The sequence below is a fragment of the Ruegeria sp. genome (genome assembly GCF_965199275.1).
Taxonomy (GTDB): Bacteria; Pseudomonadota; Alphaproteobacteria; order Rhodobacterales; family Rhodobacteraceae; genus Ruegeria.
In genome coordinates, this window is sequence record NZ_CBDAQX010000014.1 from 147,900 (window position 1) to 172,516 (window position 24,617).

Here is a 24,617-nt window from a genome sequence, read left to right on the forward strand (position 1 = left end):
CAAGGTTGTAGTGGTCGGCAAGCGACCACCCCGATTGAGTGTTTTTCTATAGGATGAAGGTTGGCGTGGAGACCCTCGCCTTGCAACCCTGCAACGGTTGTTCAGCGAGGGCGCACTGGAATTTCCAGTCCGATCGTGTGGTGATCATGCCGGAAATGCCCGGTATTCACCGCTTCAGCTTCCTTTCACATCGCTCGAAAACCGCGCTGCGTTTTCCTTAGCAAAGGCGCTGGCATCTGCGGCGGCGTCCCAGAACTGAGGGTTGGCCTTGGGAATGGTCAACGCCCGCTGCACGGCGGGCCGGGCATCAATGCGGTCGAACCATGCGTTTAGATATGGCAGGTCCGATACATCCACCCGTGCCCAGACATGAGCACGCGCCCACGGGTACAGCATCATGTCGGCAATGGTGTATTCGTCCGCAGCGATCCATTCACGCCCGTCCAGACGTGTATTCATCACCTCCATCACGCGGCGGCTTTCGTCCACGTATCTGCGGATTGAAAAGGGCTCTTCGTGGCCATTGGGTGCTGCAATGTGTTGGAAATACATTGCCTGTCCCATCATGGGGCCTACATGGCCGACTTGAAACAGAACCCATTGCATCACCTCGGACCGTTTTACTGGATCCGCAGGCAGGAACTTTCCGTATTTCTCGGCCAGATGTCAATCGGCATTGAATAATGACCCCCCATCGGCGTCCAAATTTGACCCCCCTTGGAGCTAAGAGGGGCGTTGAGGGGGTCGTGTTTAGGTTGATTCAGGAGGGGGTGGACAGCAGGTCAAACCGAAAAGAGAGCGTAGCTCGACTGAAGGTTTGACCTGCTGTCTGTTTTGAATTTATTCCCCGATTTCGAGGTTAGTCGCGGTGGTTAATTCGCCAGCTTTCGTTCCCGGTTTCGATGATATCGCAATGGTGTGTCAGTCGATCCAGGAGAGCAGTGGTCATTTTGGCATCTGTGAACACACTCGGCCATTCAGCAAATGCGAGGTTGGTTGTTAGCAGAATAGACGTTCGCTCGTACAGTTTGCTGATGAGATGGAAGAGTAATCGTCCACCAGACTCTGCGAACGGCAGATAACCGAGTTCGTCTATAATCACGAGGTCGACGCGGATCAGCTGCTCGCTGAGCCGCCCGGCGTTGCCTTCGCGATGTTCAGCCTCCAGCTTGTTCGCGAGATCCACAGCGCTGAAGAACCTGACCCGCCGGCGGTTATTGACCGCGTGGCCCCCGATCGCTGTTGCGAGATGCGTTTTGCCCGATCCGGTTCCACCGACCAGCACGCCATTCCTGGCCTGGTCCATAAAATCGCCGTCATGAAGATTGCGCACGACTTCCTCGTTGACGGGGCTGACCGTGAAGTCGAACTCAGGTAAGGACTTGCAGACCGGGAACTTTGCGGCACCCATCTGATACCGGATCGAGCGCGCAGTCTTTTCGGCCAGTTCGGCCGTGAGGAGTTCGGCCACGACCTGTTGGGGCCGCCAGTTGTTTTTGGCTGCGGCCTGCATCACTTCGTCAAAGCAGTTGACGATGCCTGGCAACTTCAGTTGACGGGCAAGTTCGAGAATTTCCTTACGCAGTTGCATGGGAGCCTCCAAGCCTGTCATAGCGAGCGCAATCCGCGATCGGTGCCATTTTCAGCTGCAGGTGGGCAGGCGGCTCAATCGCCTTTGGCGGCGGGGGATTGGTGCGCCGAGAGACAATGTTCAGGATCGCATCGGCCTTGCGCAGGCCAGATTTTAGAGCTTCTTCGCAGGCAGCCTCGACCACATCAATGTCGTGCTGGTAAGCAGCGAAAAGAATATCGGCAAGTTGCCGGTCTCCGTCGGATGTGCCCCGCAGATGGGTCCAGATCTGCGTCATTGCCGGTGGTAGGTCCCAGTCACGGAACGGTGCTCCATTGCGCAGAGCGCCAGGCTTGCGCTTGAGGACGGGCACATAGTGCCAAGGGTTGAAGATCGTTTTTCCTCGGCCGAAGCACCGTTCGTGCTCTCCGACAATCTCACCGTCTTGGCGCAGGACAATCCGCGTGGCGTAGACCTGCAACTGGACCTGACGTCCAACAGCTCTTGCCTCAACGCTGTATTTGTTTCTTTCGAAGTTGATCAGGCAGGTTCGGCTCACGGCGACCGTCTTTTCACGGAACCCGACGAAGGGCTTCTGCAGATGCGTCAGCAGCGGCTTTTCCTGCTGGAACTCCTCCCAGACCGTCACCTCCAGGTTTTCCGGATGCCGCAGTTCTTTTGCGCGTTTGATCGCGTCTTTTTGCAGCCGGGCATTCAATTCATCGAAGTCGGCCACCTCCAGACGCGGTGTAAAACTATAGGCGCGGCTCTCCTTGACCAGATTCTCAACCTGACCCTTCTCCCAACCGGCCGCGCGCGTACAGGCGATCGGGTTCACCAGATGATGAGAACACATCCGGGAGAATGCCTTGTTGAACTTTCTTTCCTTGCCCGACAGGATCGCATCGACGGCGGTCGTCATGTTATCGTAGATCCCGTTGATGCAGCCTCCACCAAAGAATTTGAAGGCCTCGTCGTGGGCATCAAAGACCATCTCCTGCGTCTCGCGCGGATAGGCAATGGAGAATGGCATGCGGCTATGGCAAAGTTTGAAATGGGCAACCTTCACGGTCGTGAGTGCACCGTCCATCAAAACCGTCTCCACACTCCAGTCGAACTGGTACGCCTCCCCAGGATCAAAGATCAGCGGGATGAACGCCTGCGCCTGTTGTCGGCCGTGCGCAATGCGCCAATTCTTTGTGTAGCGTCGAACACTGTCATACCCGCCGCCAAAACCATCATCGGAGAGTTCCTTCCAGATTTTGGTCATCCGCTTGCGGTGTTTCTTCGGAAGCGCCTCGTTCTCCTCAAGCGTTTCATCCAGACGCGCGCGCCAAGGCCCGAGCACCGGGTATGGCTGCGATTTGCGCTCATATTTGAACTCCGTCACTCCCGATCGGATTATCTTTCGAACCGTTGCACGGCTCAAATTGAGCGAACGGCAAATTTCCTTGATGCTCTTTTTTTCGATCAGGTGTAAGCGACGCACTTTTCTAATAGTTTCCACGCAAATCATCCCGCTTGCCTCTCCATCGACTGCTCAATGAAAAGGATGTCTACAACCATAGGGAGGGGTCAAATTTGGACGCCGATTTCCCCGCTTAGGGGGTCAAAATTGCACGCTTTTCTACACGCGCGGTACGACGTTGTCAAACGCCCGCACTGTCCTACAATTTGGGTGTGAACAAACGAAGCGAATGGCCATGTTGGAAGACAAGCGCAAAGATCTTGACTCGGAAAAGCAGAAACAACTCCTCCGGAAGTTGGTTGAAGATCTGAGTAAACAGCAGATCGACCTCTACTATCAGCCCACAAGCGAAATCGCCGCGTTTCTTGAGAAACAGATCGAAAGCGGTGAGTCTCTGCTGGCCGAAGACAGGGCGCTTCTACGTCGGTTGAGCCGCCGCGACATCGAAGTGCTTCTCAGCCTACACTGATAAATTTCGCGAAATTTCTGCTAGAGAAAGTGGTGGGCGACCCTGGAATCGAACCAGGCGTGCGTCTCCGCGAGGGAGTTACAGTCCCCTGCCACACCTTGCGGCCTGTCGCCCACTGTCAGGCGTTGCACCTGACGTGGAGGCGTGATTACTAGCGCACCAAAGGAGCGTCAACAGGAAAATACCGCTTTTGTCGCTAACACGCGATATGTCCGGTGTATGTAACATGCGATCTGTCCGGTTCTATTCTGTCTCTGAGAGGAGGCGTTATGAACCGAGCAGAAGTGTTACAGGAAGTTCGACTGATGAAGTTTGAAGATGTGTATTCGCGGCGAAGCGCGAACAAGCTGACGCAAGAACAGGCGGCTGAGATACTGGGTGTATCCGTGCGCACCGTCAGGCGTTGGGAGGATCGATTTGAGGCGGATGGTGCAGAAGGTCTGTACGACCGTCGGCTTGGCAAACTGGCCAACAATCGTGTTGCCACGGATAAGGTCATGGAGATGCTTGAACTGTTTGATACCAAGTACTGGGATTACACGCCGAAGCATTTCCACGAGAAGCTGGTGGCCCACCATGGTTTCACACAGAGCTACAACTGGGTGCGGCTTACACTGCAGCGCCACGGCCGGGTTCAGGCAGCACCCCGACGAGGTGCCCATCGGCGCAAGCGGCCCCGCCGTCCGATGGTTGGCATGATGTTGCATCAGGACGGCTCCAGCCATGAATGGGTTCCGGGTCAGTGGTGGGATCTGATCGTCACCATGGACGATGCCACCAACCGGGTTTATTCGGCATTCTTTGTCGAGGAAGAAGGGACGATGAGCAGTTTTCAGGGGCTGACAGAGGTGATCGAGGCGCAAGGTCTGTTTTGCTCGCTCTATGCCGATCGGGGCTCTCATTACTGGCATACGCCCGAAGCGGGCGGCAAAGTGGACAAGGACAATCTGACCCAGGTCGGGCGCGCCTTGCAGCAACTCGGCATTGAGCTGATCCCGGCCTATTCACCGCAGGCCCGTGGACGGTCTGAACGCATGTTTGGCACGTTCCAGAACCGATTGCCGCAGGAACTGCGGTCCCATGGGATCACAACCATTGAAGAGGCCAATCAGTTCCTGAAAGAGGTCTATCTTCCCGAACACAATGCCCTGTTTGCAAAGGAGCCGGAGGATACGACCTCGGCCTTCGTGCCGTTTACAGGCAATGTGCGCGACACCCTGTGTGTGCAGGAAGACCGCGTCGTCGGCAACGACAATACGGTGCGCTACAAGGGCCTGGTCATGCAGATCGCGGCAGACAGGCACCGTCATCATTTCGTCAAGGCGAAGGTCAGGGTCCACGAATACCCCGATGGTCAACTGGTCATCTTCCACGGCCCGAGATGCATTGGCCGCTACCAGCCTGACGGATCACCCATCACACAGGAGGATAGCAAACACAAAGTCGCGTGACCCGCTTCGACGTGGCGCGAACGCGGTGGCCCAAATCTACGGTCGCCTACGGCTCCCTCCGAATTGGGCCACCGCGCAATCAACTGAAGCGGACAATTGGCATGTTACCTACACCGGACAATTCAGAATGTTCTCGACACAGGAAAATACCGCTTTGACGCAGGAAATCGAACGCCCGGCCCGGAGGCCAATAAAATGAAGAAACCCAAGTGGGTCGTGGAAAAGGAACAGGCGCGCAAAGCAGCGGCTGCGGAAACGGTTTGGCTATTTGGTCTGCACGCTGTGCGCGATGCGTTGATGAACCCGAAACGGCAGAAATTGCGCCTGATTGTGACCCGAAATGCCCGCGTCAAGCTGGCTGAAGCCATTGCTTTTGCAGGGATCGAGGCAGAGATGGTCGATCCACGGAAGTTCAACGCTCCGATTGATCAGGGATCAGTCCATCAGGGTGCCGCCCTTGAGGTCAAGCCGCTGGAATGGGGCGGGTTGGCCGAAAACTGTATCGGGCGCGAACACCCACGTGTGATTTTGCTGGATCGGGTGACAGACCCGCACAATGTCGGGGCGATTCTGCGCTCGGCCGAGGTACTGGGCGCCAGCGCTGTGATCGGGACTCGGCACCATTCCGCGCCTGAGACTGGGGCGCTGGCCAAAACCGCAAGTGGCGCTTTAGAGCGTCAGCCCTATTTACGGGTCCGCAATCTGGCCGACGCGATTGTCGAGTTGCAGGGCATGGGCTTTCTGGTGCTGGGTCTCGATGGCGAGGCCGAGGATACGATCGAGGCCGCCATAGGGGATCAACGTGATCGTCCGGTGGCGCTGGTGCTGGGTGCAGAAGGCCCCGGATTGCGGCAAAAGACCAAAGAAACCGTGGACAAGCTGGTGAAAATTGACGCAGCCGGCGGTTTTGGATCTTTGAACGTCTCAAATGCGGCGGCGATCGCCCTATATGCCTCACGGTACACAGGATAGGAGCGCGTCATTTCCGGCCCATCAAAAATCGCCACCTGCTGTTATTGCGGGACCCGAGCGGCGCTTGTCCTGAAGGGAAAGCAGCGGCATGAGCTGAGCTGTTCCAGCTGCGGCGCGCCCTTGCATGACCTCAAGATGTTGCCCAAGCGCAAGGTGACCGAAAGCGCGCCCAGAAAACATGCGGTATCCCATACCGCCCCGCCGAAATCCAAGCGCAAGAAAAAGAAGAAAACACTGTTTTCACGCGTGATGGATGAGGCCTGGGATGTGATCGAGGATATCTTTGACTGATCCTCGCGCTTCGGGGTGTTCACAACCGCGTCATCTGGGGTGTCTCGCAGCGCAAAACGTTGCAGATTGAGACGCTGAGTCCATGATTCCGTTGTAACTATGCCGATCCGCCACGCTCTCTTTGGCGCGCTGAGCGCCACTCTTCTCGCTTCTGCCGCTATTGCGCAGCCCATGCCCGTGTATTTCGCGCCCGAGGGGGCTGCGATGGCGGGATACGATCCAGTGTCCTATTTTCAGGGTGACATACCCGTGCAGGGCCGCCCCGAAATTTCGGTGACCTGGAAGGGAGCCGAATGGCATTTCGCATCCCTCGAAAACCGCGCGTTATTTGAGGCTAATCCGCGCGCTTTTGCCCCTCAGTTCGGGGGGTATTGTTCCTATGCGATGGCACAGGGCATCCTCAAGGGAACCGATCCGGGGGCCTGGCAGGTGGTAGATGGGCGCCTCTACTTGACGTTTTCGCCTGAAATTGAGCGGAAATGGCGTGAGGATCAGTTGGAATACATCCATCAGGCCGAAGGGAACTGGCCTGAGATTCTGTATCGAGAATAGGCAATCTTTCGCCGTTTGTGAAAAGTCATCACAAAAATGCGCGCGCCCTCTTTTTTTTAACCAAAACATGCTTAAATGTCACAGTGACCGCGGAACGGAACTGCCGCGGGTCATTTCACTGTCCCTCGTTCCAACAACTGGCGCCCAAGGTTTCTTGGGCGCTTTTTTCTTTTTCAGCCGTAGCATAGGGTAGCGGTATGGCTGAGTATTCTGATGAGCTCCTGAGATCCATTCTGAAGCGCACCAAGACCGTTGCCGTGGTCGGGGTGTCCATGAACGAGGTGCGGCCGAGTTTCTACGTGGCCCGCTACCTGTCGCTGAAAGGCTTTACCGTAGTCCCAGTCAATCCCGGCCATGCGGGAAAGCAGCTTTTCGGTCAAACCGTGCGCTCCACCCTGTCAGATATCACGGAAGACGTTGATATGGTGGATATCTTCCGCCGCTCTGAGGCTGTGCCTCCGATCGTGGATGAGGCGCTGGAGGCGTTCCCATCCCTACGCACCATCTGGATGCAAATCGGTGTTGAACATGCAAAGGCTGCCGCCAAGGCTGAAGCGCGTGGCGTGGATGTGGTGATGAATCGATGCCCCAAGATCGAATATCAGCGTCTGTTCGGAGAATTGCGCATGGGCGGCTTCAGCACCGGCATCATTTCTTCCAAACTATAGCGTCACTGCGCCGGGTAGGGTTTGAGGCGGGCCACCTGTTCTTGCCTGCGCTTTTCCAGAACAACTTCACGCGGGACCCAGTCATATCTTGTGTCTTCCTGCAGCGGAGACCAGAAAAGAACCCCGCCATAGCGCCACGGGTCCAACACAACGCCATCATAGAGCGACTCGCCCCGCGCGCTGATGATCGCTGTGCTGTGGTCGATTCGCAGTGGATTGTCGGCATTGGCGATGGCGCGATGCATGTCCAGCGTTTGGAAGTTCTCTTGCTTCAACCGCCGCTCGATATCTTCGGCCCAGTGCCAGCATAACCCACGCGGGCGCAAGCCCTTGTTGACCTTGGCATTGTGGATCAACGGAGGGTCGGTGATCTCATATTCCTGCACCAGCTGCGCGGTGTAGGAATACGCAATGCGGGCGGCCCGGTTGGCCTCAGCCGGGTCGATATCGGGACCGAGGCTTTGGATTTCCGAGGCAAGACGCTGAACTTCATCACCGGTGGACGGTGGCGGGGCCGCACAGGCGCCCAAAGTCACGAGGGCCAGAACGCAGGCCAAAGCTCTGATCATTGTGATGTCCCTCGCCCGATAGACCGTGAAACATGATCATAGAACCGCTTCGGCGCGGACGGAAGACTGAGCTTAACTTTTTGGGCGTGCGGCCTTTTCGGCGATGCCGCTAAGGCCCTGACGCCGCGCCAACTCCGCCAGCACATCGTCCAGCGCAACGTCGCGCGAGGCCAGCATGACCAGAAGGTGATACAGCACGTCGGCGGCCTCGGCCGTCAGCCCGTCTTTGTCATTCTTGACGGCTTCGATTATGGCCTCAACGGCCTCCTCGCCGAATTTCTCAGCGCATTTTTCTGGGCCCTTGGCCAGAAGCTTTGCTGTCCAGCTGCTCTCCGGGTCCGCCCCTTTGCGCGCCTCGATTGTGGCGGCCAGATCGTGCAGAATGCTCATGTCAGCCTCATCGGGATACCGGCGGCGGCCATGTGTTCCTTGGCCTCGCGGATGGTGTATTCACCAAAATGGAAGATCGAGGCTGCAAGTACGGCGCTCGCCCCGCCCTCGGTGACGCCTTCGACCAGATGGTCCAGATTGCCAACCCCACCCGATGCGATCACAGGCACATCCACCGCGTCGCTGATTGCGCGGGTTAGCGGCAGGTTGAACCCTGACTTGGTTCCGTCCCGATCCATCGAGGTCAGCAGGATTTCTCCAGCACCTTTGGCAACCACGGTTTTCGCGAACTCGACCGCATCGATGCCGGTTGGCTTGCGGCCACCATGGGTGAATATCTCCCATTTTCCGGGGCTGACGGTTTTGGCGTCGATCGCGCAAACTATGCACTGGCTGCCGAACTGGTCTGCCGCCTCAGCAATCACATCCGGGTTGGCGACAGCGGCCGAGTTGAAGCTGACTTTGTCAGCCCCTGCCAGCAACAGGGCACGCACGTCATCCTTGGTACGCACGCCGCCACCCACGGTCAGAGGAACAAAGCACTGCTCGGCCGTGCGCTGAACTACATCGAACATGGTACCGCGGTTCTCATGCGTTGCATGAATGTCCAGAAAACAGATCTCATCCGCGCCGGCGGCGTCATAGGCTTTGGCGGATTCCACCGGGTCGCCTGCATCGCGCAGACCCACGAAATTCACACCTTTGACCACGCGGCCATCGGCGACATCCAGACAGGGAATGATACGGGTTTTCAGCATGCGCTTTCCTTTGTTGCCCGCACCCTTACCGGCAAAGCCCCGCCGATGCCAGACTTGTGATTGTCACCCTTCTCAAACCTGTGAAAACTGTCCCCAAATTCATCAGGAGATCAATAAGATGCGAAACCTTATTCTGACCACCACTTTCCTTTTTTACAGGAGCAGTTGCCGCAATGGCTGACGATATCATCAAAGTAGAAACCACAAAATCTGTGCCCGAGGCGCTGGACGCGCTCGAAGCCGCTGTGGGCAACGCAGGCGCAACGGTCTTCGCGCGCATCGACCACGCAGCCGGTGCCGAAAAAGTCGGCACGCCGATTCCGCCCAATCAGGTGCTGATCTTCGGCAACCCAGCCCTCGGGACACCCGCGATGCAGATAGACCCGCGTGCAGGCCTGTTCCTGCCGCTAAAAGTGCAGGCCTATGAGGATGCGAACGGGCAGGTCTGGCTGGCCTACGAAGACCCAAAAGAGACGATGGATGAACTTGACGAGGTCGAAGACTCTCCCGTGATTGAGAAAATGCGCGGCGCGTTGAAGAAACTGACCTCGGCTGCCGCGCAGTAAGGCGTTTAGTTCAGGGCGCGAATGGCCTCGGCCAGGTCAATCGCGCCATCATACAGCGCCCGGCCCGAGATCGCGCCGTTCAGCTCAACTCCGCAATCGCGCAGGGCGATGAGATCGTCCAATGAGCTGACGCCACCCGAGGCAATGACCGGGATGGAGACGGCTTGGGCCAGCGCGGCTGTGGCCTCGATATTCGGGCCCTGCATCGCGCCGTCGCGGTTGATGTCGGTATAGATGATTGCCGCAACGCCAGCGTCCTCAAAACTGCGCGCCAGATCAGTGACCTGCACGTCGGTTTCCTCGGCCCAGCCTTTGGTGGCAACCATGCCATTGCGGGCGTCGATACCCACTGCGACCTTGCCGGGGAAGGCTTTTGCGGCCTCACGCACCAGATTGGGGTTTTCGACCGCAACGGTGCCCAGAATAACACGCGCCAAACCCTTTTCGATCCAAGTCTCGATCGTAGCCATGTCGCGGATACCGCCACCCAGCTGAGCGGGCACGTCGCAAGCCTTCAGGATCGCCTCGACCGGAGCGGCGTTGACCGGCTCGCCCGCGAAGGCGCCGTTCAGGTCGACAAGGTGCAGCCACTCACATCCTGCATCAACAAAGGCACGGGCCTGCGCGGCCGGGTCCTCGTTGAAAACGGTGGCTTTGTCCATTTCTCCGCGCAGCAGGCGAACAGCGTTGCCGTCTTTCAGGTCTATGGCGGGATACAGGATCATGTCGGGCGGCCTTATCTGAATGTTACACGGGCGGCGTATCGCACAAGCGGGTTAGCGACGCAAAGTCAATCTTGCCCGAAGCCCGACACCGGGCCAGAGTGAACCCAAATCAGGGAGGTTATCATGAAGAAACTTGCACTTTCGATTGCTTTTGCATCGCTGGCCACAGGCGCGATGGCGGCAGATCCGGCGGATGGGCTTTGGAAAACACAACCGGGCGACACAGGTGGGTACCTGCACGTGTCGATCAGCGAATGCGGCAGCGCAATTTGCGGCACTATCGACAGCGCCTTTGACGGCAATGGCGACCAGATACTGGACTATGAAAACCTGGGCAAACAGATCATCTGGGACATGGTTGCAGAAGGCAGTGGCAGCTATGACAACGGCAAGATCTGGGCCCCCGATCGCGACAAGACCTACAACTCCAAAATGACACTGGACAGCCAGAACCAGCTCACGGTCAAAGGCTGTGTCGCAGGCGGATTGGTCTGCCGGGGGCAGACCTGGACTCGCATTCAGTAACGCCCTACGGCGCCCAAGTCAGGAAGTTGCCGATCATACGCAGGCCAACATCCTGGCTTTTCTCGGGGTGAAATTGCATCCCAAGCATCGTGTCGCGGCCAATTACGGCCGTGACGTCCTGCCCATAGTCAACGTAAGCCAGCCGCTGCGCCGGATCCGCGACGCGGAAATGGTAGGAGTGGACGAAATAGACATGATCGCCGGATTTGACACCATTAAACACCGGGTGATCGCTATCCAGAACAAGATCGTTCCAGCCCATATGCGGCACCTTGAGCGAAGCGTCCGAAGGCTCGATCCGCAGCACGTCCCCAGCGACCCAATCCAAACCATCGGTTTCGGTGTATTCATGGCCTTTTGAGGCCATCAACTGCATCCCAACGCAGATACCGAGGAAGGGGCGACCTTTCTGTTCGACCGCCTCAACCATTGAATCATAAATGCCCTTGTGACCGCGCAGCTCGGTAGCGCAGGCCGGAAAAGCTCCGTCCCCGGGTAGCACCAGCCGGTCCGCGCGCGCGACTACATCCGCGTCCGAGGTCACAACGACCTCACCCGCGTGCAGTTCTTTCGCCATACGCTGAAAGGCTTTTTCGGCCGAGTGCAGGTTGCCGCTCTCGTAGTCGATAATCGCGGTTAGCATTTACAACGCGCCCTTCGTTGACGGAATCGCATCCGCCTTGCGCGGGTCGGTCTCAACCGCATCACGCAGGGCGCGGGCAACGGCCTTAAAGGCAGCCTCAGCGATGTGGTGGCTGTTGAAACCGTGCAACTGGTCGATATGCAGCGTGATGCCGCCATGGGTGCTGAGCGCCTGAAAGAACTCGCGTACCAGCTCGGTGTCGAAAGTGCCGATCTTCTGGGTCGGCAGGTCCACGTTCCAGATCAGGAACGGGCGCGCGGACAGGTCCAGCGCACACCGCACCTGCGCGTCATCCATGGGCAAGTGACACTCGCCGTAGCGGCGGATGCCTTTCTTGTCGCCCAATGCCTGCGTCAGAGCCTGACCCAGCGCGATGCCGGTGTCTTCGACCGTGTGGTGGTCGTCGATGTGATAGTCGCCCTTGGCGCTGATCGTCATGTCGATCAGCGAATGACGCGCCAACTGATCCAGCATGTGGTCAAAGAAGCCAACGCCGGTCTGGTTGTCATACTGGCCGGTGCCGTCCAGATTGACCTCGACCGAGATCTCGGTCTCGGCGGTCTGACGGCTGATCTTTGCGCTGCGCATGGGCGAATTCCTTTTGCTACAGGCGCGCTTATAGACGGGGTTGGGCGGGTTGATCCAGTGCCCGCAGTGCAATCGGTACAAACTGTTGCAGGGGATTGCACACAGGTCCGGGCCATGCCAGCCTGCCTGAAACTCAAGTCAAAAGGCCCGGCACATGTCCACCTGCGTTTTTATCCAGATCCGCTGCAAACCCGGTACCACCTACAAGGTCGCCGAAGAGATCGCCCTGCGCGAGATTCACTCGGAACTTTATTCCACCAGCGGCGAATACGACCTGCTGCTGAAGCTCTATATCCCAGAGACTGAGGATGTGGGCCATTTCATCAACGAACACCTGCTGGTGATTCCAAACATCGAACGATCCTTGACCACGATGACGTTCAAAGCGATCTGATCTGAACCTGCACTCTTGATGCGGCAGAATCGGCCCGGTCGCGAAAGACCTCCGGGCCAATGCCAAACACAGATGCTCAGACACTGCATATTTACCGTGATCTACTATTTGGGAAGTTTTGTGTCTGGAGCGGGCGAGGCGATTCGAACGCCCGACCCTAACCTTGGCAAGGTTATGCTCTACCCCTGAGCTACGCCCGCATCAGATACATATTTTGGTCCGAAGACCTTAACTCAATGGAGCGGGCGAGGCGATTCGAACGCCCGACCCTAACCTTGGCAAGGTTATGCTCTACCCCTGAGCTACGCCCGCGCCGTTGAGTGAGGAGGGATGTATAAATTCCCGCGCGAGCCTGCAAGCGGAAAAAGACAAAAACCTGCAAAAATCTTTCGACGGAATTTCGGGGCTGAAGCGTTGAAGGGGTAATGAGGCTTCCTGACTTCCGACATTTTTTCGTATAAGTCATTGATATTATTATGCCTTGGTTGCCAAAAGGCACTACACGGACTTTTTTCGCCAGCGATTGTTTCGGAGTGTTGAGGGAGCTCAGGCTTTGGTCTGGCCAGTTTTTCGGGTGCGCCCGGGGGGTATCTTGAAAGGGGCTTCGTTCCAGGTCAGGCCGACGCAGGTGAGGATGCGTCTGGCATCGACCGTGGCATGGCTTGGCATGCCGTAGCGGTCAGGGGTGCCTTTGTGGCGCAGGATCGAGAGCTGCAATGCGTTCAACTCGTTGCGGATACGAGCCGGGCTCATCGGGTGTCCGAGCAGGTCCAGATGCTTGCGCAGGTGCTGCAGGCAGCAGAAGGCCATGTAGCAGATGGCGATATGGGCCCGGACCCGACGCGGCGACCAGTGATAGATGGGCCGGATTTTCAGATCGTGCTTGTTGGTGCGGAAGCAGGCTTCGATCTCCCACAACTGGTGATAGCGGGCAATGACGTCCTGTGCCTCCAGTTCGTCCGCACCATGAACAACAATGGCATGCAGCCCGTCCCATTGTGCCGCTGCCTTGATCTTTGCATCATCCAGCGTGACGTCCCCGCTGTCGGGGAAGGCCAGGAAGCGGCCATATCCCCGGCTGCTGAAGCTGCCGGGTTTGCGAGAGCGCTTGAGCTTCTTGTGCAGCTTTTCGATTGCCTTGTCGCGCTTGTGGGCATCATTGCGTGCCCGGGTGGGTGACCAGGTCACAATGACCCGCGCTCCCTCCTGGTCGATCACCTTGTACCAGCCCTTCTCGGTTGCCTCTTCAGAACCGTGTCCAGCCCAAGGCTGGCGTCCCTCCGGGCTCAAAATGTTCGCCTTCACGGCGGCCGGGGCGGACTTCATGCGATAGCCGAGGATGTAGGGCAGACCCTTGTTCTGCAACATCTGCTGGTTGTCCTTGCTGAGCATGGCGGCATCGGCCACGAACGTGACCCTGGCCACGTCGAAGCGTCCCTCCAACGCCTTCAGCGCAGCTTCCAGCGTATGACCTTCCCAGGTGTTTCCCGGGAAGAGTTCATAGCCCACAGGCAGCCCATCGGAGGTGACGATCAGCGCCAGCATGACCTGAGCGCGGTGATGCTTGCCATCCTTGCTGAAGCCCTTGGCCAGAAGATGATCCTGCTCGACCCCGTCCGCATCCTCGGCCGGGTCCTCGCGCTCGGTGTCAAAGGCCAGGGTCGTGCAATCGTAGAACAGCACGGTCACTGGCCCGCCCAGCAACTTCTCTGCCGCCGCGTGAGAGGTTTTGCAAATCCCGTCTATCACCGGCGTATTGATGTAATCCATGCTCCGATAGACCACGTCCAGATTGAGCGTGATGCCTGCCTGGTTCTCCAACGCCTCCACGGTCGCGCGCTTGCTCTCGGGCTGTGCGATCCGCGCCATAACCAGCTCTTTCACAATGCGATTGGCACTTTTACGCGCCGCCCCCAGAAGGGCCCCCCAACCCAGTTGGTCATACATCGTCCCCATGACATCCCGCAGACCCAGAGAGACCCGCGCCTCCTCACGGCACTCGGCAAGATCAACGCCAAGCTTGTCCGGCCGCGGAGCGCGGCGCACCAGCGCCTGCAGATCGGCATATTCCGTGGGCGTGAACAGTTCCATTTGCGGCGAGCGATCAATGCGTAATTGCTCCATCAAGCGGCCCGCCAGACGCTTGATATCCTCAATCTCGCTGTCGTTATGGGCCACACCCACATGGCGCAGGATCTTCTGGCGTACCTTGGAGCCGGTGCGGACGGATTCAACGATCTGGATCCGTGTGCGGTTGAGCTTTGCGTCATGTTTGGTGCGGATGAACATGGGCGAAGAGGTTAGCCATCTGAAGGCCCATGTCAATACTTTTTATAATAATGGGGCACTACAACGCGCCTCTGAGCAACCACACCTGAAAACAAACCAAAAACCCAGTCAGATCAACAAAAAGGTCGGAAGTCAGGAAACCTGCAAAAATCTTTCGACGGAATTTCGGGGCTGAAGCGTTGAAGGGGTAATGAGGCTTACAAAGCGAAGGGACGCGTGATGAAATCAAGAGCTTTGGCAGAAATGAAGACGGCGCTGTTGGCGGCGCTGATTGTTTTCGCGGTATTGCTCTGTCCGCCCGAGGACGATCCGTTGGCCGAGGCCCCCTCCCCCATGTATGAGCGGCAGGTTTTGACTGGATAGGCCATCTTGCCGGGATTTGCCAAAAGAAGGCACCGCATTCGAAGCAGGCGTGGTCCAAGCTGACTTTTGCAGACGGGCGCCAAATCTCGATTTCTCCATAACGACGCCAGCAGCCAACCACCTGCTTTCCAGTTACGGCATTTACCGATGAAGGCGCAGGATGTAACACCGGAGAAAGGAGCCCGGCAAGAACAGGACGAAGATGCAGGTTGTTATCCACGCAGGCGTGGCCTTTTCCGACAATGACCGGTTGATCGAAACCCTAATGGCGAACACCGCGGTTCTAAGCCAGCAGCGGGTCATCCCTCTGGACCTCGCGCAGGGGCGGCAGTTTGTGAAAGTCGCCTCGGATTCCATGACAACCGGAGTGCCTCTGCCAGATGTCCAGATGGGCTTGAATGAGGTTCTTCCCGACCGCACCACTTGTGATCGCGTTGTCCTGTCCAGCGACAAGGTTTTTGGCCCCAGACGAGCCGCGATTCTGCACGGGCAGTTTTATCCAAATGCGGCCGAGCGGATTGCGTTCCTGGACCGTGTTCTAGAGGCGGATCAAATCGAGCTGTGTTTCGCGCTGGTCAACCCGGCGAGCTTCATCTCGAAATTGCTGATGTCACTGCCCGAAGAGCGGCGGAAAGCCGTTCTAGGGAATACCGACTTGAGCAACCTGAACTGGCTGACCATGATCAACGACCTGCGAGAAAGAGCTCCGAACGTTCAGATCACGCTCTGGGCCAATGAAGACACTCCGCTTATCTGGGGCGATATCCTCAGAACGCTTGCCAGACTACCCGACAAAGCGGCCCTGCAACATGAATACGCGTTCCTTGCTTCGGTGCTAACAGACGCCGGTCGTGCAGAGCTGACGCAACTGTTGGAACAAATAGCGTGGCAGGATCGGGACATGCTACGGGATAGTCTGACCCATCTGTTTGATGAACATGCCGACCCGGCGCAGATCGAAGAAGAGCTTGAGATTTCGGGTTGGAATTCCGATGTGGTCAGCGCGTTTTCCGAGATCTACGAACAGGATCTCGCGGCACTATGCGCTATGCCGGGCGTAAGGGTGCTGCAGCCCTGACACGGGCTGCATCGCATTACATACCCAGAGCTTCCTTATACATTTCGAGAACCGCCTCTTCTTCGGCGATATCATCCTTGTCGCGCTTGCGCAGAGCGACCAATTTGCGCATGACCTTGGTGTCGTAGCCGCGCGCTTTCGCTTCGGCCATGACCTCTTTTTGCTGCTCGGCCAGATCTTTCTTTTCGGCATCCAGACGCTCGATCCGTTCGATGAACTGGCGCAGCTCGCCTGCAGTCACGCGGTAGTTGGCGGCGGCCTGATCTTCGGTCATGTCTTCCATGTAGGTCTCTCCCAGAGGCTGAATTGCGATGCTGAGACATCGGGCATGGTGCCGGATACATCGCCGCTGCCCGGGTCGCAAGCACCCAATCCCCTAGGCGGGCTTGTCGGCAGGCCCCTGATCCGCTAAGCGCAAAACCACGGCACCAGCAGAGGCAGGCAACCATGTTCGAAATCATCACCTGGGGCGGCGCCGCCCTGTCAGTGGCCGGTCTTGTCGGTCTGGTCTGGTGTATTCTTCGCGTGATGAAGGCCCGCAAAGCAGGCCTTTCAGATGACGAACTACGCGCTGTTGTTCAGGGTGTTCTGCCCTGGAACCTTGGGGCATTGTTTCTGTCGGTCTTGGGACTAATGCTGGTCATCCTCGGCATATCGCTGGGATAACCCGATCAATCAGATCGGCAAATTGTCAAACCGCGCTTCCATCGCGTCCTCGCACAGGGCCGCATCCAGTCGGCGCATGCGCGACGGAACATGCATCCCCTGCTGACGCATGCGATCTACGATCTTGCTGAAACTGGGCTGCAGCGCCAACCGGGTATCCAGACAAGCGTTCTGAAGTTTTTGCTCTAGCTCTTGCGCTTCGAAATAGAGGTTATCTGTCGTCATTGTGATCCTCCCAATTGTCAGTATCCCCGATATAGGTAGCGTGGATACGACACTAAGATGCTACCGGAAACGATGGCGGTTTATTGCCCGCTAAAACACCCTGTTCGGCAAATCTGCGCGTCTGGGTTAAAGTTTAGGCAAATTTCATCTGTCGTGCCTTGACGGACATCAAAAACCGAACTGGCTCTTGCATCATATTCTGTTTTTCTTATATGTTGTCTAAGTGGAGGGGGTATGAATGATTTGTGATCGGCCAAACGCCCTGAATCTGTTAGAGGATTCGGGGAGGCGGATAGGTCTCAGGCTGGATGTTTTCGTAGGGCATTGTGACCCTGTAGTGGAGCTTAGCCTTCGCCTGTTTCCGAACAGCCCCCATAGGGCCCGGTTTTGGCCGGTGATCCTGCATAGGAGCTTGGTTTGGCCGTTCACGCCCCATTGGGGGCTCCGCCTCCTTGAGCAGGGAGTATAGCCATGGCTTACATAGGTGTCGATCTTCATACGAATTCCTTCACGATCTGTCGGCGTGAGACGGACGGATCGGAAACATTCCAAACCTTTCAACTGTCCGCGCAGGCGCTTGAGCAGTTCTGTCAGAGCCTTGATGCGGATGACGAACTGGCGGTCGAGGCCACCGGCAACACGGCCTGGTTCTGCGGTGAGGTGGAACCCTGTGTCGGCCGGATCGTTGTGGTCAACCCGCGCCAGTTTAAAGTGATCCGCACATCGGTGAAGAAAACCGATCGCAACGATGCCCGCGCCCTGGCGTTTTTCCTGTCGAAAGACATGCTGCCGGAAACCCGGCTCAAGTCCACTCAGGAAAGCGAACTGGCCTCGCTGACCCGGACGCGTGACATGCTGGTCAAACAGCGCACCATGCTGCTGAACGGCATCCACGCGATGTTTGTCCGCCACGGCATGAAGCTGAAGAAGGAAGGGTTGTCCAGCAAGAAGCGCCTGCGCGACCTGGATCTCAGCCGCTTCACACCGCTTGAGCAGGTCGAACTGGCGGCATTGCGGGACCAGGCGCTCGGCCTGACCGAAACCCTGAGCCGTCTCGACAAGGCCATCGAGGAGGCCGCCTCGGCCATGAAAGGCTTTGAGGGGCTCACCAGCATCAAGGGGATCGGTGCGCGATCTGCCGCGGTCCTGCTGGCGGGGATCGGCAGGGTTGAAGACTTCTCCGACGCGGACAAGCTGGCCGCCTATGTCGGCATCGTGCCCAAGGTGAGCAACTCAAACGAAACCGAACATCACGGGCGGATCACGAAGCGCGGCAACAAGCTCATGCGCACCACGCTGGTGCAATGTACGCTCATCGCGATCCGCTATTCGGGATATCTCAACAGCCATTATCGGCGCATCAAGGAACGCCGTGGCGCGGGCAAGGCGATCATAGCCACTGCCCGCAAGCTGCTCAAGATCATCTATGACACGCTCAAGAACGGCTGGGTCTTCGACGATTTTGTCGAATTTAAAATCAAACAAAATCAATGTCATGCTTGACAATCATCATAGGAGGAAACCATGAAGCCAAATGTGAAAGCGTTCTTCGACGACCAGACCTTTACGGTCTCGTACGCCGTCCACGAAGACAGCAGCCGCGCTTGTGCGATTATCGATAGCGTTCTGGATTTCGATCATGCCTCGGGCCGGACGGGGACAAGCTCTGCCGACCAGATCATCGCTTATGTACACGCCAAAGACCTCAAGACCGAGTGGATTTTGGAAAGCCATGTGCATGCAGACCACCTCTCGGCTGCGCCATATCTGCAGCAGGAACTGGGCGGCAAAATCGGGATCGGACATCACATCGTCGAGGTGCAGGAAACCTTTGGCAAAATCTTCAACGAAGGGACCGAGTTCCAGCGCGATGGCAGCCAGTTTGATGCCCTCTTCCGCGAGGGCGACAGTTTCCACATCGGACAGATGCGAGGCGATGTGCTGCACACACCAGGTCATACGCCGGCCTGCTTGACCTATGTGATCGGCGATGCCGCTTTTGTCGGCGACACCTTGTTCATGCCCGACTTCGGCACCGCACGATGCGATTTCCCGGGCGGCTCGTCCGAGACCCTTTTTGCTTCAATCCAGAAAATCCTGTCTCTGCCCGATGAGACCCGCATTTTTGTAGGGCACGACTACAAAGCTCCGGGCCGGGATGAGTATGCGTGGGAGACGACGGTGGGCGAGCAAAAAGCGCTGAACATCCATATCGGGCAAGGTCGCAGCATCGAAGAGTTTGTGGAAATGCGGGACGCACGCGATGCGACCCTCTCCAAACCCAAGCTGATTCTGCCGTCGCTTCAGGTCAATATGCGCGCGGGTCAGATGCCCCCGGCCGACGAACAGGGCGATGTTTTCCTGAAATTGCCGATCAACAAGCTGTGACCCGCGCCAACAGTATAGGATGGACATAGAATGAACCCGGACTGGATATGGGGCCTTTGTGGCGGCATCCTGATCGGCTGCGGCGCTGCGCTTTACCTGCTTGGCAATGGCCGAATCATGGGAGCCAGTGGGATTCTGGGAGGTTTAATCGACGGCCCGGCAAGGCGCGAGAAACTGGTATTTGTCTTGGGGCTGATCGGTATGCCGCTGATCATGAGCCGTCTGATGAGCGAACAGCCTCAAACTCACCTGACAGAAAATCTGGGCCTCCTGGTCGTCGCCGGGTTGCTCGTTGGCATTGGCACGCGGTTGGCCAACGGTTGCACATCGGGTCATGGGGTCTGCGGCATCTCTCGGTTTTCTCTACGCTGGATTGTTGCGACCCTAATCTATATCGCTGCTGGAGCGGTGGTTTTGGCGTTGTTCCGCCACGGTTTGGGGGTGATCTGATGCGGTTGTTGATCGCTTTGCTATCGGGCGCGCTTTTTGGCGCGGGGCTGTTGCTGTCGGGGATGACGGATACCCAAAAGGTACAAGGCTGGCTGGATATCTTCGGCGCATGGGACCCGACACTTGCCTTCGTCATGGGAGGCGCGATTCTGCCCATGTTGGTCGCGTGGCGCATGACCAAGACCCGCCAACCGGTGACTTGCGGCACATTTCCCGCACCTGCTCGGCCCGAACTTGACCGAGGGCTGATCCTCGGCTCAGTCCTGTTTGGCGCAGGCTGGGGATTGGTCGGCCTATGCCCAGGCCCAGCCATGGCGGCACTGTCCTATGGCGGGACCAGCAGCGCCGTCTTTCTGGTTGCGATGGCGGCGGGGATGCGGTTGGCGCCGGGGCTCCTGACTTCCGACATTTTTTCGTATAAGTCATTGATATTATTATGCCTTGGTTGCCAAAAGGCACTACACGGACTTTTTTCGCCAGCGATTGTTTCGGAGTGTTGAGGGAGCTCAGGCTTTGGTCTGGCCAGTTTTTCGGGTGCGCCCGGGGGGTATCTTGAAAGGGGCTTCGTTCCAGGTCAGGCCGACGCAGGTGAGGATGCGTCTGGCATCGACCGTGGCATGGCTTGGCATGCCGTAGCGGTCAGGGGTGCCTTTGTGGCGCAGGATCGAGAGCTGCAATGCGTTCAACTCGTTGCGGATACGAGCCGGGCTCATCGGGTGTCCGAGCAGGTCCAGATGCTTGCGCAGGTGCTGCAGGCAGCAGAAGGCCATGTAGCAGATGGCGATATGGGCCCGGACCCGACGCGGCGACCAGTGATAGATGGGCCGGATTTTCAGATCGTGCTTGTTGGTGCGGAAGCAGGCTTCGATCTCCCACAACTGGTGATAGCGGGCAATGACGTCCTGTGCCTCCAGTTCGTCCGCACCATGAACAACAATGGCATGCAGCCCGTCCCATTGTGCCGCTGCCTTGATCTTTGCATCATCCAGCGTGACGTCCCCGCTGTCGGGGAAGGCCAGGAAGCGGCCATATCCCCGGCTGCTGAAGCTGCCGGGTTTGCGAGAGCGCTTGAGCTTCTTGTGCAGCTTTTCGATTGCCTTGTCGCGCTTGTGGGCATCATTGCGTGCCCGGGTGGGTGACCAGGTCACAATGACCCGCGCTCCCTCCTGGTCGATCACCTTGTACCAGCCCTTCTCGGTTGCCTCTTCAGAACCGTGTCCAGCCCAAGGCTGGCGTCCCTCCGGGCTCAAAATGTTCGCCTTCACGGCGGCCGGGGCGGACTTCATGCGATAGCCGAGGATGTAGGGCAGACCCTTGTTCTGCAACATCTGCTGGTTGTCCTTGCTGAGCATGGCGGCATCGGCCACGAACGTGACCCTGGCCACGTCGAAGCGTCCCTCCAACGCCTTCAGCGCAGCTTCCAGCGTATGACCTTCCCAGGTGTTTCCCGGGAAGAGTTCATAGCCCACAGGCAGCCCATCGGAGGTGACGATCAGCGCCAGCATGACCTGAGCGCGGTGATGCTTGCCATCCTTGCTGAAGCCCTTGGCCAGAAGATGATCCTGCTCGACCCCGTCCGCATCCTCGGCCGGGTCCTCGCGCTCGGTGTCAAAGGCCAGGGTCGTGCAATCGTAGAACAGCACGGTCACTGGCCCGCCCAGCAACTTCTCTGCCGCCGCGTGAGAGGTTTTGCAAATCCCGTCTATCACCGGCGTATTGATGTAATCCATGCTCCGATAGACCACGTCCAGATTGAGCGTGATGCCTGCCTGGTTCTCCAACGCCTCCACGGTCGCGCGCTTGCTCTCGGGCTGTGCGATCCGCGCCATAACCAGCTCTTTCACAATGCGATTGGCACTTTTACGCGCCGCCCCCAGAAGGGCCCCCCAACCCAGTTGGTCATACATCGTCCCCATGACATCCCGCAGACCCAGAGAGACCCGCGCCTCCTCACGGCACTCGGCAAGATCAACGCCAAGCTTGTCCGGCCGCGGAGCGCGGCGCACCAGCGCCTGCAGATCGGCATATTCCGTGGGCGTGAACAGTTCCATTTGCGGCGAGCGATCAATGCGTAATTGCTCCATCAAGCGGCCCGCCAGACGCTTGATATCCTCAATCTCGCTGTCGTTATGGGCCACACCCACATGGCGCAGGATCTTCTGGCGTACCTTGGAGCCGGTGCGGACGGATTCAACGATCTGGATCCGTGTGCGGTTGAGCTTTGCGTCATGTTTGGTGCGGATGAACATGGGCGAAGAGGTTAGCCATCTGAAGGCCCATGTCAATACTTTTTATAATAATGGGGCACTACAACGCGCCTCTGAGCAACCACACCTGAAAACAAACCAAAAACCCAGTCAGATCAACAAAAAGGTCGGAAGTCAGGAAAATCTGGGCCTCCTGGTCGTCGCCGGGTTGCTCGTTGGCATTGGCACGCGGTTGGCCAACGGTTGCACATCGGGTCATGGGGTCTGCGGCATCTCTCGGTTTTCTCTACGCTGGATTGTTGCGACCCTAATCTATATCGCTGCTGGAGCGGTGGTTTTGGCGTTGTTCCGCCACGGTTTGGGGGTGATCTGATGCGGTTGTTGATCGCTTTGCTATCGGGCGCGCTTTTTGGCGCGGGGCTGTTGCTGTCGGGGATGACGGATACCCAAAAGGTACAAGGCTGGCTGGATATCTTCGGCGCATGGGACCCGACACTTGCCTTCGTCATGGGAGGCGCGATTCTGCCCATGTTGGTCGCGTGGCGCATGACCAAGACCCGCCAACCGGTGACTTGCGGCACATTTCCCGCACCTGCTCGGCCCGAACTTGACCGAGGGCTGATCCTCGGCTCAGTCCTGTTTGGCGCAGGCTGGGGATTGGTCGGCCTATGCCCAGGCCCAGCCATGGCGGCACTGTCCTATGGCGGGACCAGCAGCGCCGTCTTTCTGGTTGCGATGGCGGCGGGGATGCGGTTGGCGCCGGGGCTGCGCGCGCAACTGGACAGGGCGGCCAACGCGGCCTAATCAATTGGCATGGAGATTCGACCTATAACCCCCCGCTACGCCGTGTCCCCGCAGATCACTGTCGAGGACGTGCCCGCTATTGCCGAGGCCGGCTTCGTCAAGGTTATCTGCAACCGACCCAATGCTGAGGTCCCCGAGATCATGCAATCGGATGCGATCGGAGACGCGGTCCGCGCAGCAGGGCTGGAATACGAGGTGCTGGAACTGACCCACCAGACAATGACACCCGAGAATGTCGCCCGGCAGAGGGATATGGCCGAAAGTTGCTCTGGCCCGGTTCTGGCATATTGCGCGTCCGGCACGCGTTGTTCGGTTGTTTGGGCTCTGGGTCAATGCGACCAGATGAGTACGGATGAGATTCTGACTGCCACCACCAATGCCGGGTATCAGTTGGAGCAGCTGCGCCCCACTCTGGATCAACTGCGCAACACGTCAGACTAGATCAGACCTCCCCATACTTCGGGCCATCGAGGCCCGCCAGTTGCGAGATTTCTGCAGCCATTAGATCGGGTTCAACAAGGCTCAGGTCGTCGTCGACCGGATCGGCAACTGAGTGGCTCGCGACCAGATCGAGAGGGTCGGACAGGATATCTACGTCCGTGTCAGCCATATCGCCCCGGACACTGGCCGGTCGGCTTTCTATGAATTCGGCGGACTCCAAAGCATCCAGCGCGGGCAGCGGTACGTTTTCGTTCAGCCGAACGGCGCGCATCCCGCCCGACTGCCCCAGACGCCCGACCGAGGCGCGGGTGCGTTCGATCGTCAGAACCTCAGTCCGGTCCAAGCGTGCGCCGGTCAGCGGCAACAGGCTGCCTACCTCAAGCGTGGAAAGATGTGCCAACGGCAACCTCATCCGGCACACCACGACGTTCAGCTCGGCTCGGACGACGCCTGATGACTGCTCCAGCCGAGGGCCAGTGTCGATATCCAGCTCGACCTCAGCTTCGTCGGGCGCGAGCGGATCAGGCAGCACGATCGTGATCTGGCCCTGACGCAACCCGCCTCCAAGTTCCACGGTCAGGTCAAAAACTCGGCAGCTGTCTGCCTCCAGCGATAAGATCAGACCACGCAAATCCGCCGCCCGTGAGGTATACTCATACCCTGTCAAACCCTGCTGATCTGCCGCATCGACCAGACCGACGGCACGGCGCAATGCATCCTCGACCAGCGGGGCTGCCATGGCGGCGTCCGTATCCGTAAAGCCTCTCGCGGCGGGCGCGTCCGAAGTAACCTCACCAATTGTTTGGGTCTGAACGATGGCCGAGACGCAGTTCAAATCCAGACAGGCCGCGGCAACCCCCTCTGGCCCCGTAAATTTCAGAAGCAGCCAATCCTCGGCCAATGTGGCCGCAAGGCCAGCCTGCGCCCGGTCTGCCTGCTTTGCACCAATAATAGCCAGCGGAAGATTCAAACGCTCACCTGCGGCCCGCGCAAAGCCCAGACGCAACGCCCGCAGGATCGAGCGGGGTCGATCCCCCAGATCCCCCTGCCCCAATGACAATTTGCGCGCCAGAGCGGCGCCGGCCGTGTGTGCCATGGCTTCGGTAC

Annotated in this window: 33 protein-coding genes and 3 tRNA genes; 19 read left to right on the forward strand and 17 right to left on the reverse strand. The window is 58.1% G+C overall.

Annotated features, from left to right (window positions below; genetic code table 11):
* Positions 1–174: 174 nt before the first annotated feature.
* The 3 genes from ACOERD_RS10590 to istA all read right to left on the reverse strand — a co-directional run bounded on the left by ACOERD_RS10590 (position 175) and on the right by istA (position 3,086).
* Complete coding sequence (locus ACOERD_RS10590; RefSeq protein ID WP_419739010.1) at positions 175–552, reverse strand: glutathione binding-like protein; 378 nt, start codon at positions 550–552, stop codon at positions 175–177.
* A 307-nt stretch (positions 553–859) separates the two neighbouring features.
* Positions 860–1,591, reverse strand: a complete 732-nt coding sequence (gene istB, locus ACOERD_RS10595) for an IS21-like element helper ATPase IstB (RefSeq protein ID WP_419737606.1) — start codon at positions 1,589–1,591, stop codon at positions 860–862.
* Entirely contained in the window at positions 1,578–3,086 is a 1,509-nt protein-coding gene (gene istA, locus ACOERD_RS10600) for an IS21 family transposase (RefSeq protein WP_419737605.1), read from the reverse strand. Before istA ends, istB begins: the two co-directional genes overlap by 14 nt.
* Positions 3,087–3,267: 181 nt before the next feature.
* On the opposite strand from istA, the gene ACOERD_RS10605 reads away from it, so the two are divergent.
* Positions 3,268–3,507, forward strand: a complete 240-nt coding sequence (locus ACOERD_RS10605; RefSeq protein WP_419739011.1) for a hypothetical protein — start codon at positions 3,268–3,270, stop codon at positions 3,505–3,507.
* 30 nt (positions 3,508–3,537) lie between these two features.
* Here ACOERD_RS10605 and ACOERD_RS10610 read toward each other — a convergent pair.
* A tRNA-Tyr gene (locus ACOERD_RS10610) sits at positions 3,538–3,621 on the reverse strand.
* 155 nt (positions 3,622–3,776) lie between these two features.
* Here ACOERD_RS10610 and ACOERD_RS10615 point away from each other — a divergent pair.
* From ACOERD_RS10615 to ACOERD_RS10635, 5 genes are all read left to right on the forward strand, one after another.
* Positions 3,777–4,958 (forward strand): ISNCY family transposase, encoded by a 1,182-nt coding sequence (locus ACOERD_RS10615; protein ID WP_419737631.1) that lies wholly within the window; start codon positions 3,777–3,779, stop codon positions 4,956–4,958.
* A gap of 195 nt (positions 4,959–5,153) precedes the next feature.
* Positions 5,154–5,930: a 23S rRNA (guanosine(2251)-2'-O)-methyltransferase RlmB gene (gene rlmB, locus ACOERD_RS10620; protein WP_419739012.1), complete on the forward strand. Its 777-nt coding sequence runs from the start codon at positions 5,154–5,156 to the stop codon at positions 5,928–5,930.
* Between the two features lie 9 nt (positions 5,931–5,939).
* The gene (locus tag ACOERD_RS10625) at positions 5,940–6,221 is read left to right on the forward strand and encodes a hypothetical protein (RefSeq protein ID WP_170480654.1); all 282 of its coding nucleotides are present in this window, start codon (positions 5,940–5,942) and stop codon (positions 6,219–6,221) included.
* 99 nt (positions 6,222–6,320) lie between these two features.
* A complete protein-coding gene (locus ACOERD_RS10630) occupies positions 6,321–6,773 on the forward strand; it encodes a YHS domain-containing (seleno)protein (protein ID WP_419739013.1) in 453 nt (150 codons plus the stop codon).
* A 197-nt stretch (positions 6,774–6,970) separates the two neighbouring features.
* On the forward strand, positions 6,971–7,441 hold the full coding sequence (locus ACOERD_RS10635) for a CoA-binding protein (RefSeq protein WP_419739014.1): 471 nt from the start codon (positions 6,971–6,973) through the stop codon (positions 7,439–7,441).
* A gap of 2 nt (positions 7,442–7,443) precedes the next feature.
* On the opposite strand, the gene ACOERD_RS10640 is transcribed toward ACOERD_RS10635, so the two are convergent.
* The 3 genes from ACOERD_RS10640 to hisF all read right to left on the reverse strand — a co-directional run bounded on the left by ACOERD_RS10640 (position 7,444) and on the right by hisF (position 9,158).
* On the reverse strand, positions 7,444–8,010 hold the full coding sequence (locus ACOERD_RS10640) for a hypothetical protein (RefSeq protein WP_170468060.1): 567 nt from the start codon (positions 8,008–8,010) through the stop codon (positions 7,444–7,446).
* 72 nt (positions 8,011–8,082) lie between these two features.
* Complete coding sequence (locus ACOERD_RS10645) at positions 8,083–8,400, reverse strand: phosphoribosyl-ATP diphosphatase (protein ID WP_170554110.1); 318 nt, start codon at positions 8,398–8,400, stop codon at positions 8,083–8,085.
* Complete coding sequence (hisF, locus tag ACOERD_RS10650; RefSeq protein ID WP_170460845.1) at positions 8,397–9,158, reverse strand: imidazole glycerol phosphate synthase subunit HisF; 762 nt, start codon at positions 9,156–9,158, stop codon at positions 8,397–8,399. The genes ACOERD_RS10645 and hisF overlap by 4 nt, the downstream gene beginning before the upstream one ends.
* A 173-nt stretch (positions 9,159–9,331) precedes the next feature.
* Between hisF and ACOERD_RS10655 the strand changes: the two genes are divergently transcribed.
* On the forward strand, positions 9,332–9,724 hold the full coding sequence (locus ACOERD_RS10655; RefSeq protein WP_170637264.1) for a DUF302 domain-containing protein: 393 nt from the start codon (positions 9,332–9,334) through the stop codon (positions 9,722–9,724).
* Between the two features lie 5 nt (positions 9,725–9,729).
* Here ACOERD_RS10655 and hisA read toward each other — a convergent pair whose 3' ends face one another.
* On the reverse strand, positions 9,730–10,449 hold the full coding sequence (hisA, locus tag ACOERD_RS10660) for a 1-(5-phosphoribosyl)-5-[(5-phosphoribosylamino)methylideneamino]imidazole-4-carboxamide isomerase (RefSeq protein ID WP_419739015.1): 720 nt from the start codon (positions 10,447–10,449) through the stop codon (positions 9,730–9,732).
* Between the two features lie 123 nt (positions 10,450–10,572).
* Here hisA and ACOERD_RS10665 point away from each other — a divergent pair, with 123 nt between their 5' ends.
* Positions 10,573–10,974 carry a DUF2147 domain-containing protein gene (locus ACOERD_RS10665; RefSeq protein WP_170374923.1) on the forward strand — a complete coding sequence of 134 codons (402 nt, stop codon included), beginning with the start codon at positions 10,573–10,575 and terminating at the stop codon, positions 10,972–10,974.
* A gap of 4 nt (positions 10,975–10,978) precedes the next feature.
* Here ACOERD_RS10665 and hisH read toward each other — a convergent pair whose 3' ends face one another.
* Complete coding sequence (hisH, locus tag ACOERD_RS10670; protein ID WP_419739016.1) at positions 10,979–11,617, reverse strand: imidazole glycerol phosphate synthase subunit HisH; 639 nt, start codon at positions 11,615–11,617, stop codon at positions 10,979–10,981.
* Positions 11,618–12,205 carry an imidazoleglycerol-phosphate dehydratase HisB gene (gene hisB, locus ACOERD_RS10675; RefSeq protein WP_170460832.1) on the reverse strand — a complete coding sequence of 196 codons (588 nt, stop codon included), beginning with the start codon at positions 12,203–12,205 and terminating at the stop codon, positions 11,618–11,620.
* Between the two features lie 154 nt (positions 12,206–12,359).
* Here hisB and ACOERD_RS10680 point away from each other — a divergent pair, with 154 nt between their 5' ends.
* On the forward strand, positions 12,360–12,599 hold the full coding sequence (locus ACOERD_RS10680) for an Lrp/AsnC family transcriptional regulator (protein WP_419739017.1): 240 nt from the start codon (positions 12,360–12,362) through the stop codon (positions 12,597–12,599).
* Positions 12,600–12,724: 125 nt separating this feature from the next.
* On the opposite strand, the gene ACOERD_RS10685 is transcribed toward ACOERD_RS10680, so the two are convergent.
* The 3 genes from ACOERD_RS10685 to ACOERD_RS10695 form a co-directional block, all read right to left on the reverse strand.
* A tRNA-Gly gene (locus ACOERD_RS10685) sits at positions 12,725–12,799 on the reverse strand.
* A gap of 37 nt (positions 12,800–12,836) precedes the next feature.
* Positions 12,837–12,911: transfer RNA gene (locus ACOERD_RS10690), tRNA-Gly, on the reverse strand.
* 234 nt (positions 12,912–13,145) lie between these two features.
* The gene (locus ACOERD_RS10695) at positions 13,146–14,888 is read right to left on the reverse strand and encodes an IS1634 family transposase (protein ID WP_419737624.1); all 1,743 of its coding nucleotides are present in this window, start codon (positions 14,886–14,888) and stop codon (positions 13,146–13,148) included.
* Between ACOERD_RS10695 and ACOERD_RS10700 the strand changes: the two genes are divergently transcribed.
* Together ACOERD_RS10700 and ACOERD_RS10705 are read left to right on the forward strand one after the other, a co-directional pair.
* Positions 14,881–15,063: a hypothetical protein gene (locus tag ACOERD_RS10700; protein WP_419739018.1), complete on the forward strand. Its 183-nt coding sequence runs from the start codon at positions 14,881–14,883 to the stop codon at positions 15,061–15,063. The two genes, ACOERD_RS10695 and ACOERD_RS10700, sit on opposite strands and share 8 nt — an antisense overlap.
* Positions 15,064–15,453: 390 nt before the next feature.
* Entirely contained in the window at positions 15,454–16,329 is an 876-nt protein-coding gene (locus tag ACOERD_RS10705) for a hypothetical protein (protein WP_419739019.1), read from the forward strand.
* A gap of 16 nt (positions 16,330–16,345) precedes the next feature.
* On the opposite strand, the gene ACOERD_RS10710 is transcribed toward ACOERD_RS10705, so the two are convergent.
* Entirely contained in the window at positions 16,346–16,612 is a 267-nt protein-coding gene (locus tag ACOERD_RS10710; protein ID WP_170374913.1) for a DUF2312 domain-containing protein, read from the reverse strand.
* Positions 16,613–16,776: 164 nt separating this feature from the next.
* On the opposite strand from ACOERD_RS10710, the gene ACOERD_RS10715 reads away from it, so the two are divergent.
* Positions 16,777–16,995, forward strand: coding sequence for a hypothetical protein (locus ACOERD_RS10715; RefSeq protein WP_419739020.1), 219 nt, complete (start codon positions 16,777–16,779; stop codon positions 16,993–16,995).
* Between the two features lie 9 nt (positions 16,996–17,004).
* Here the strand turns inward: ACOERD_RS10715 and ACOERD_RS10720 are convergent, their stop codons facing one another.
* Positions 17,005–17,220 (reverse strand): hypothetical protein, encoded by a 216-nt coding sequence (locus ACOERD_RS10720; protein ID WP_170468079.1) that lies wholly within the window; start codon positions 17,218–17,220, stop codon positions 17,005–17,007.
* A gap of 471 nt (positions 17,221–17,691) precedes the next feature.
* Between ACOERD_RS10720 and ACOERD_RS10725 the strand changes: the two genes are divergently transcribed.
* The 4 genes from ACOERD_RS10725 to ACOERD_RS10740 are packed head-to-tail and all read left to right on the forward strand — an operon-like array spanning position 17,692 to position 20,558.
* Positions 17,692–18,723 carry an IS110 family transposase gene (locus ACOERD_RS10725; RefSeq protein WP_419737763.1) on the forward strand — a complete coding sequence of 344 codons (1,032 nt, stop codon included), beginning with the start codon at positions 17,692–17,694 and terminating at the stop codon, positions 18,721–18,723.
* Positions 18,724–18,744: 21 nt separating this feature from the next.
* Positions 18,745–19,608, forward strand: coding sequence for an MBL fold metallo-hydrolase (locus ACOERD_RS10730; protein WP_419739021.1), 864 nt, complete (start codon positions 18,745–18,747; stop codon positions 19,606–19,608).
* A gap of 30 nt (positions 19,609–19,638) precedes the next feature.
* On the forward strand, positions 19,639–20,058 hold the full coding sequence (locus ACOERD_RS10735) for a YeeE/YedE family protein (protein WP_419739022.1): 420 nt from the start codon (positions 19,639–19,641) through the stop codon (positions 20,056–20,058).
* A complete protein-coding gene (locus ACOERD_RS10740) occupies positions 20,058–20,558 on the forward strand; it encodes a DUF6691 family protein (protein WP_419739023.1) in 501 nt (166 codons plus the stop codon). Before ACOERD_RS10735 ends, ACOERD_RS10740 begins: the two co-directional genes overlap by 1 nt.
* Before the next feature lie 6 nt (positions 20,559–20,564).
* Here ACOERD_RS10740 and ACOERD_RS10745 read toward each other — a convergent pair whose 3' ends face one another.
* Positions 20,565–22,307, reverse strand: coding sequence for an IS1634 family transposase (locus ACOERD_RS10745; RefSeq protein ID WP_419737624.1), 1,743 nt, complete (start codon positions 22,305–22,307; stop codon positions 20,565–20,567).
* Between ACOERD_RS10745 and ACOERD_RS10750 the strand changes: the two genes are divergently transcribed.
* The 3 genes from ACOERD_RS10750 to ACOERD_RS10760 are packed head-to-tail and all read left to right on the forward strand — an operon-like array spanning position 22,300 to position 23,510.
* The gene (locus tag ACOERD_RS10750; RefSeq protein WP_419739024.1) at positions 22,300–22,638 is read left to right on the forward strand and encodes a YeeE/YedE family protein; all 339 of its coding nucleotides are present in this window, start codon (positions 22,300–22,302) and stop codon (positions 22,636–22,638) included. The two genes, ACOERD_RS10745 and ACOERD_RS10750, sit on opposite strands and share 8 nt — an antisense overlap.
* Complete coding sequence (locus ACOERD_RS10755; protein WP_419739025.1) at positions 22,638–23,069, forward strand: DUF6691 family protein; 432 nt, start codon at positions 22,638–22,640, stop codon at positions 23,067–23,069. The genes ACOERD_RS10750 and ACOERD_RS10755 overlap by 1 nt, the downstream gene beginning before the upstream one ends.
* Positions 23,070–23,078: 9 nt before the next feature.
* On the forward strand, positions 23,079–23,510 hold the full coding sequence (locus ACOERD_RS10760; protein ID WP_170678331.1) for a TIGR01244 family sulfur transferase: 432 nt from the start codon (positions 23,079–23,081) through the stop codon (positions 23,508–23,510).
* A 1-nt stretch (position 23,511) separates the two neighbouring features.
* Here the strand turns inward: ACOERD_RS10760 and ACOERD_RS10765 are convergent, their stop codons facing one another.
* Entirely contained in the window at positions 23,512–24,606 is a 1,095-nt protein-coding gene (locus tag ACOERD_RS10765; RefSeq protein ID WP_419739026.1) for a FliM/FliN family flagellar motor C-terminal domain-containing protein, read from the reverse strand.
* Positions 24,607–24,617 lie beyond the last annotated feature (11 nt).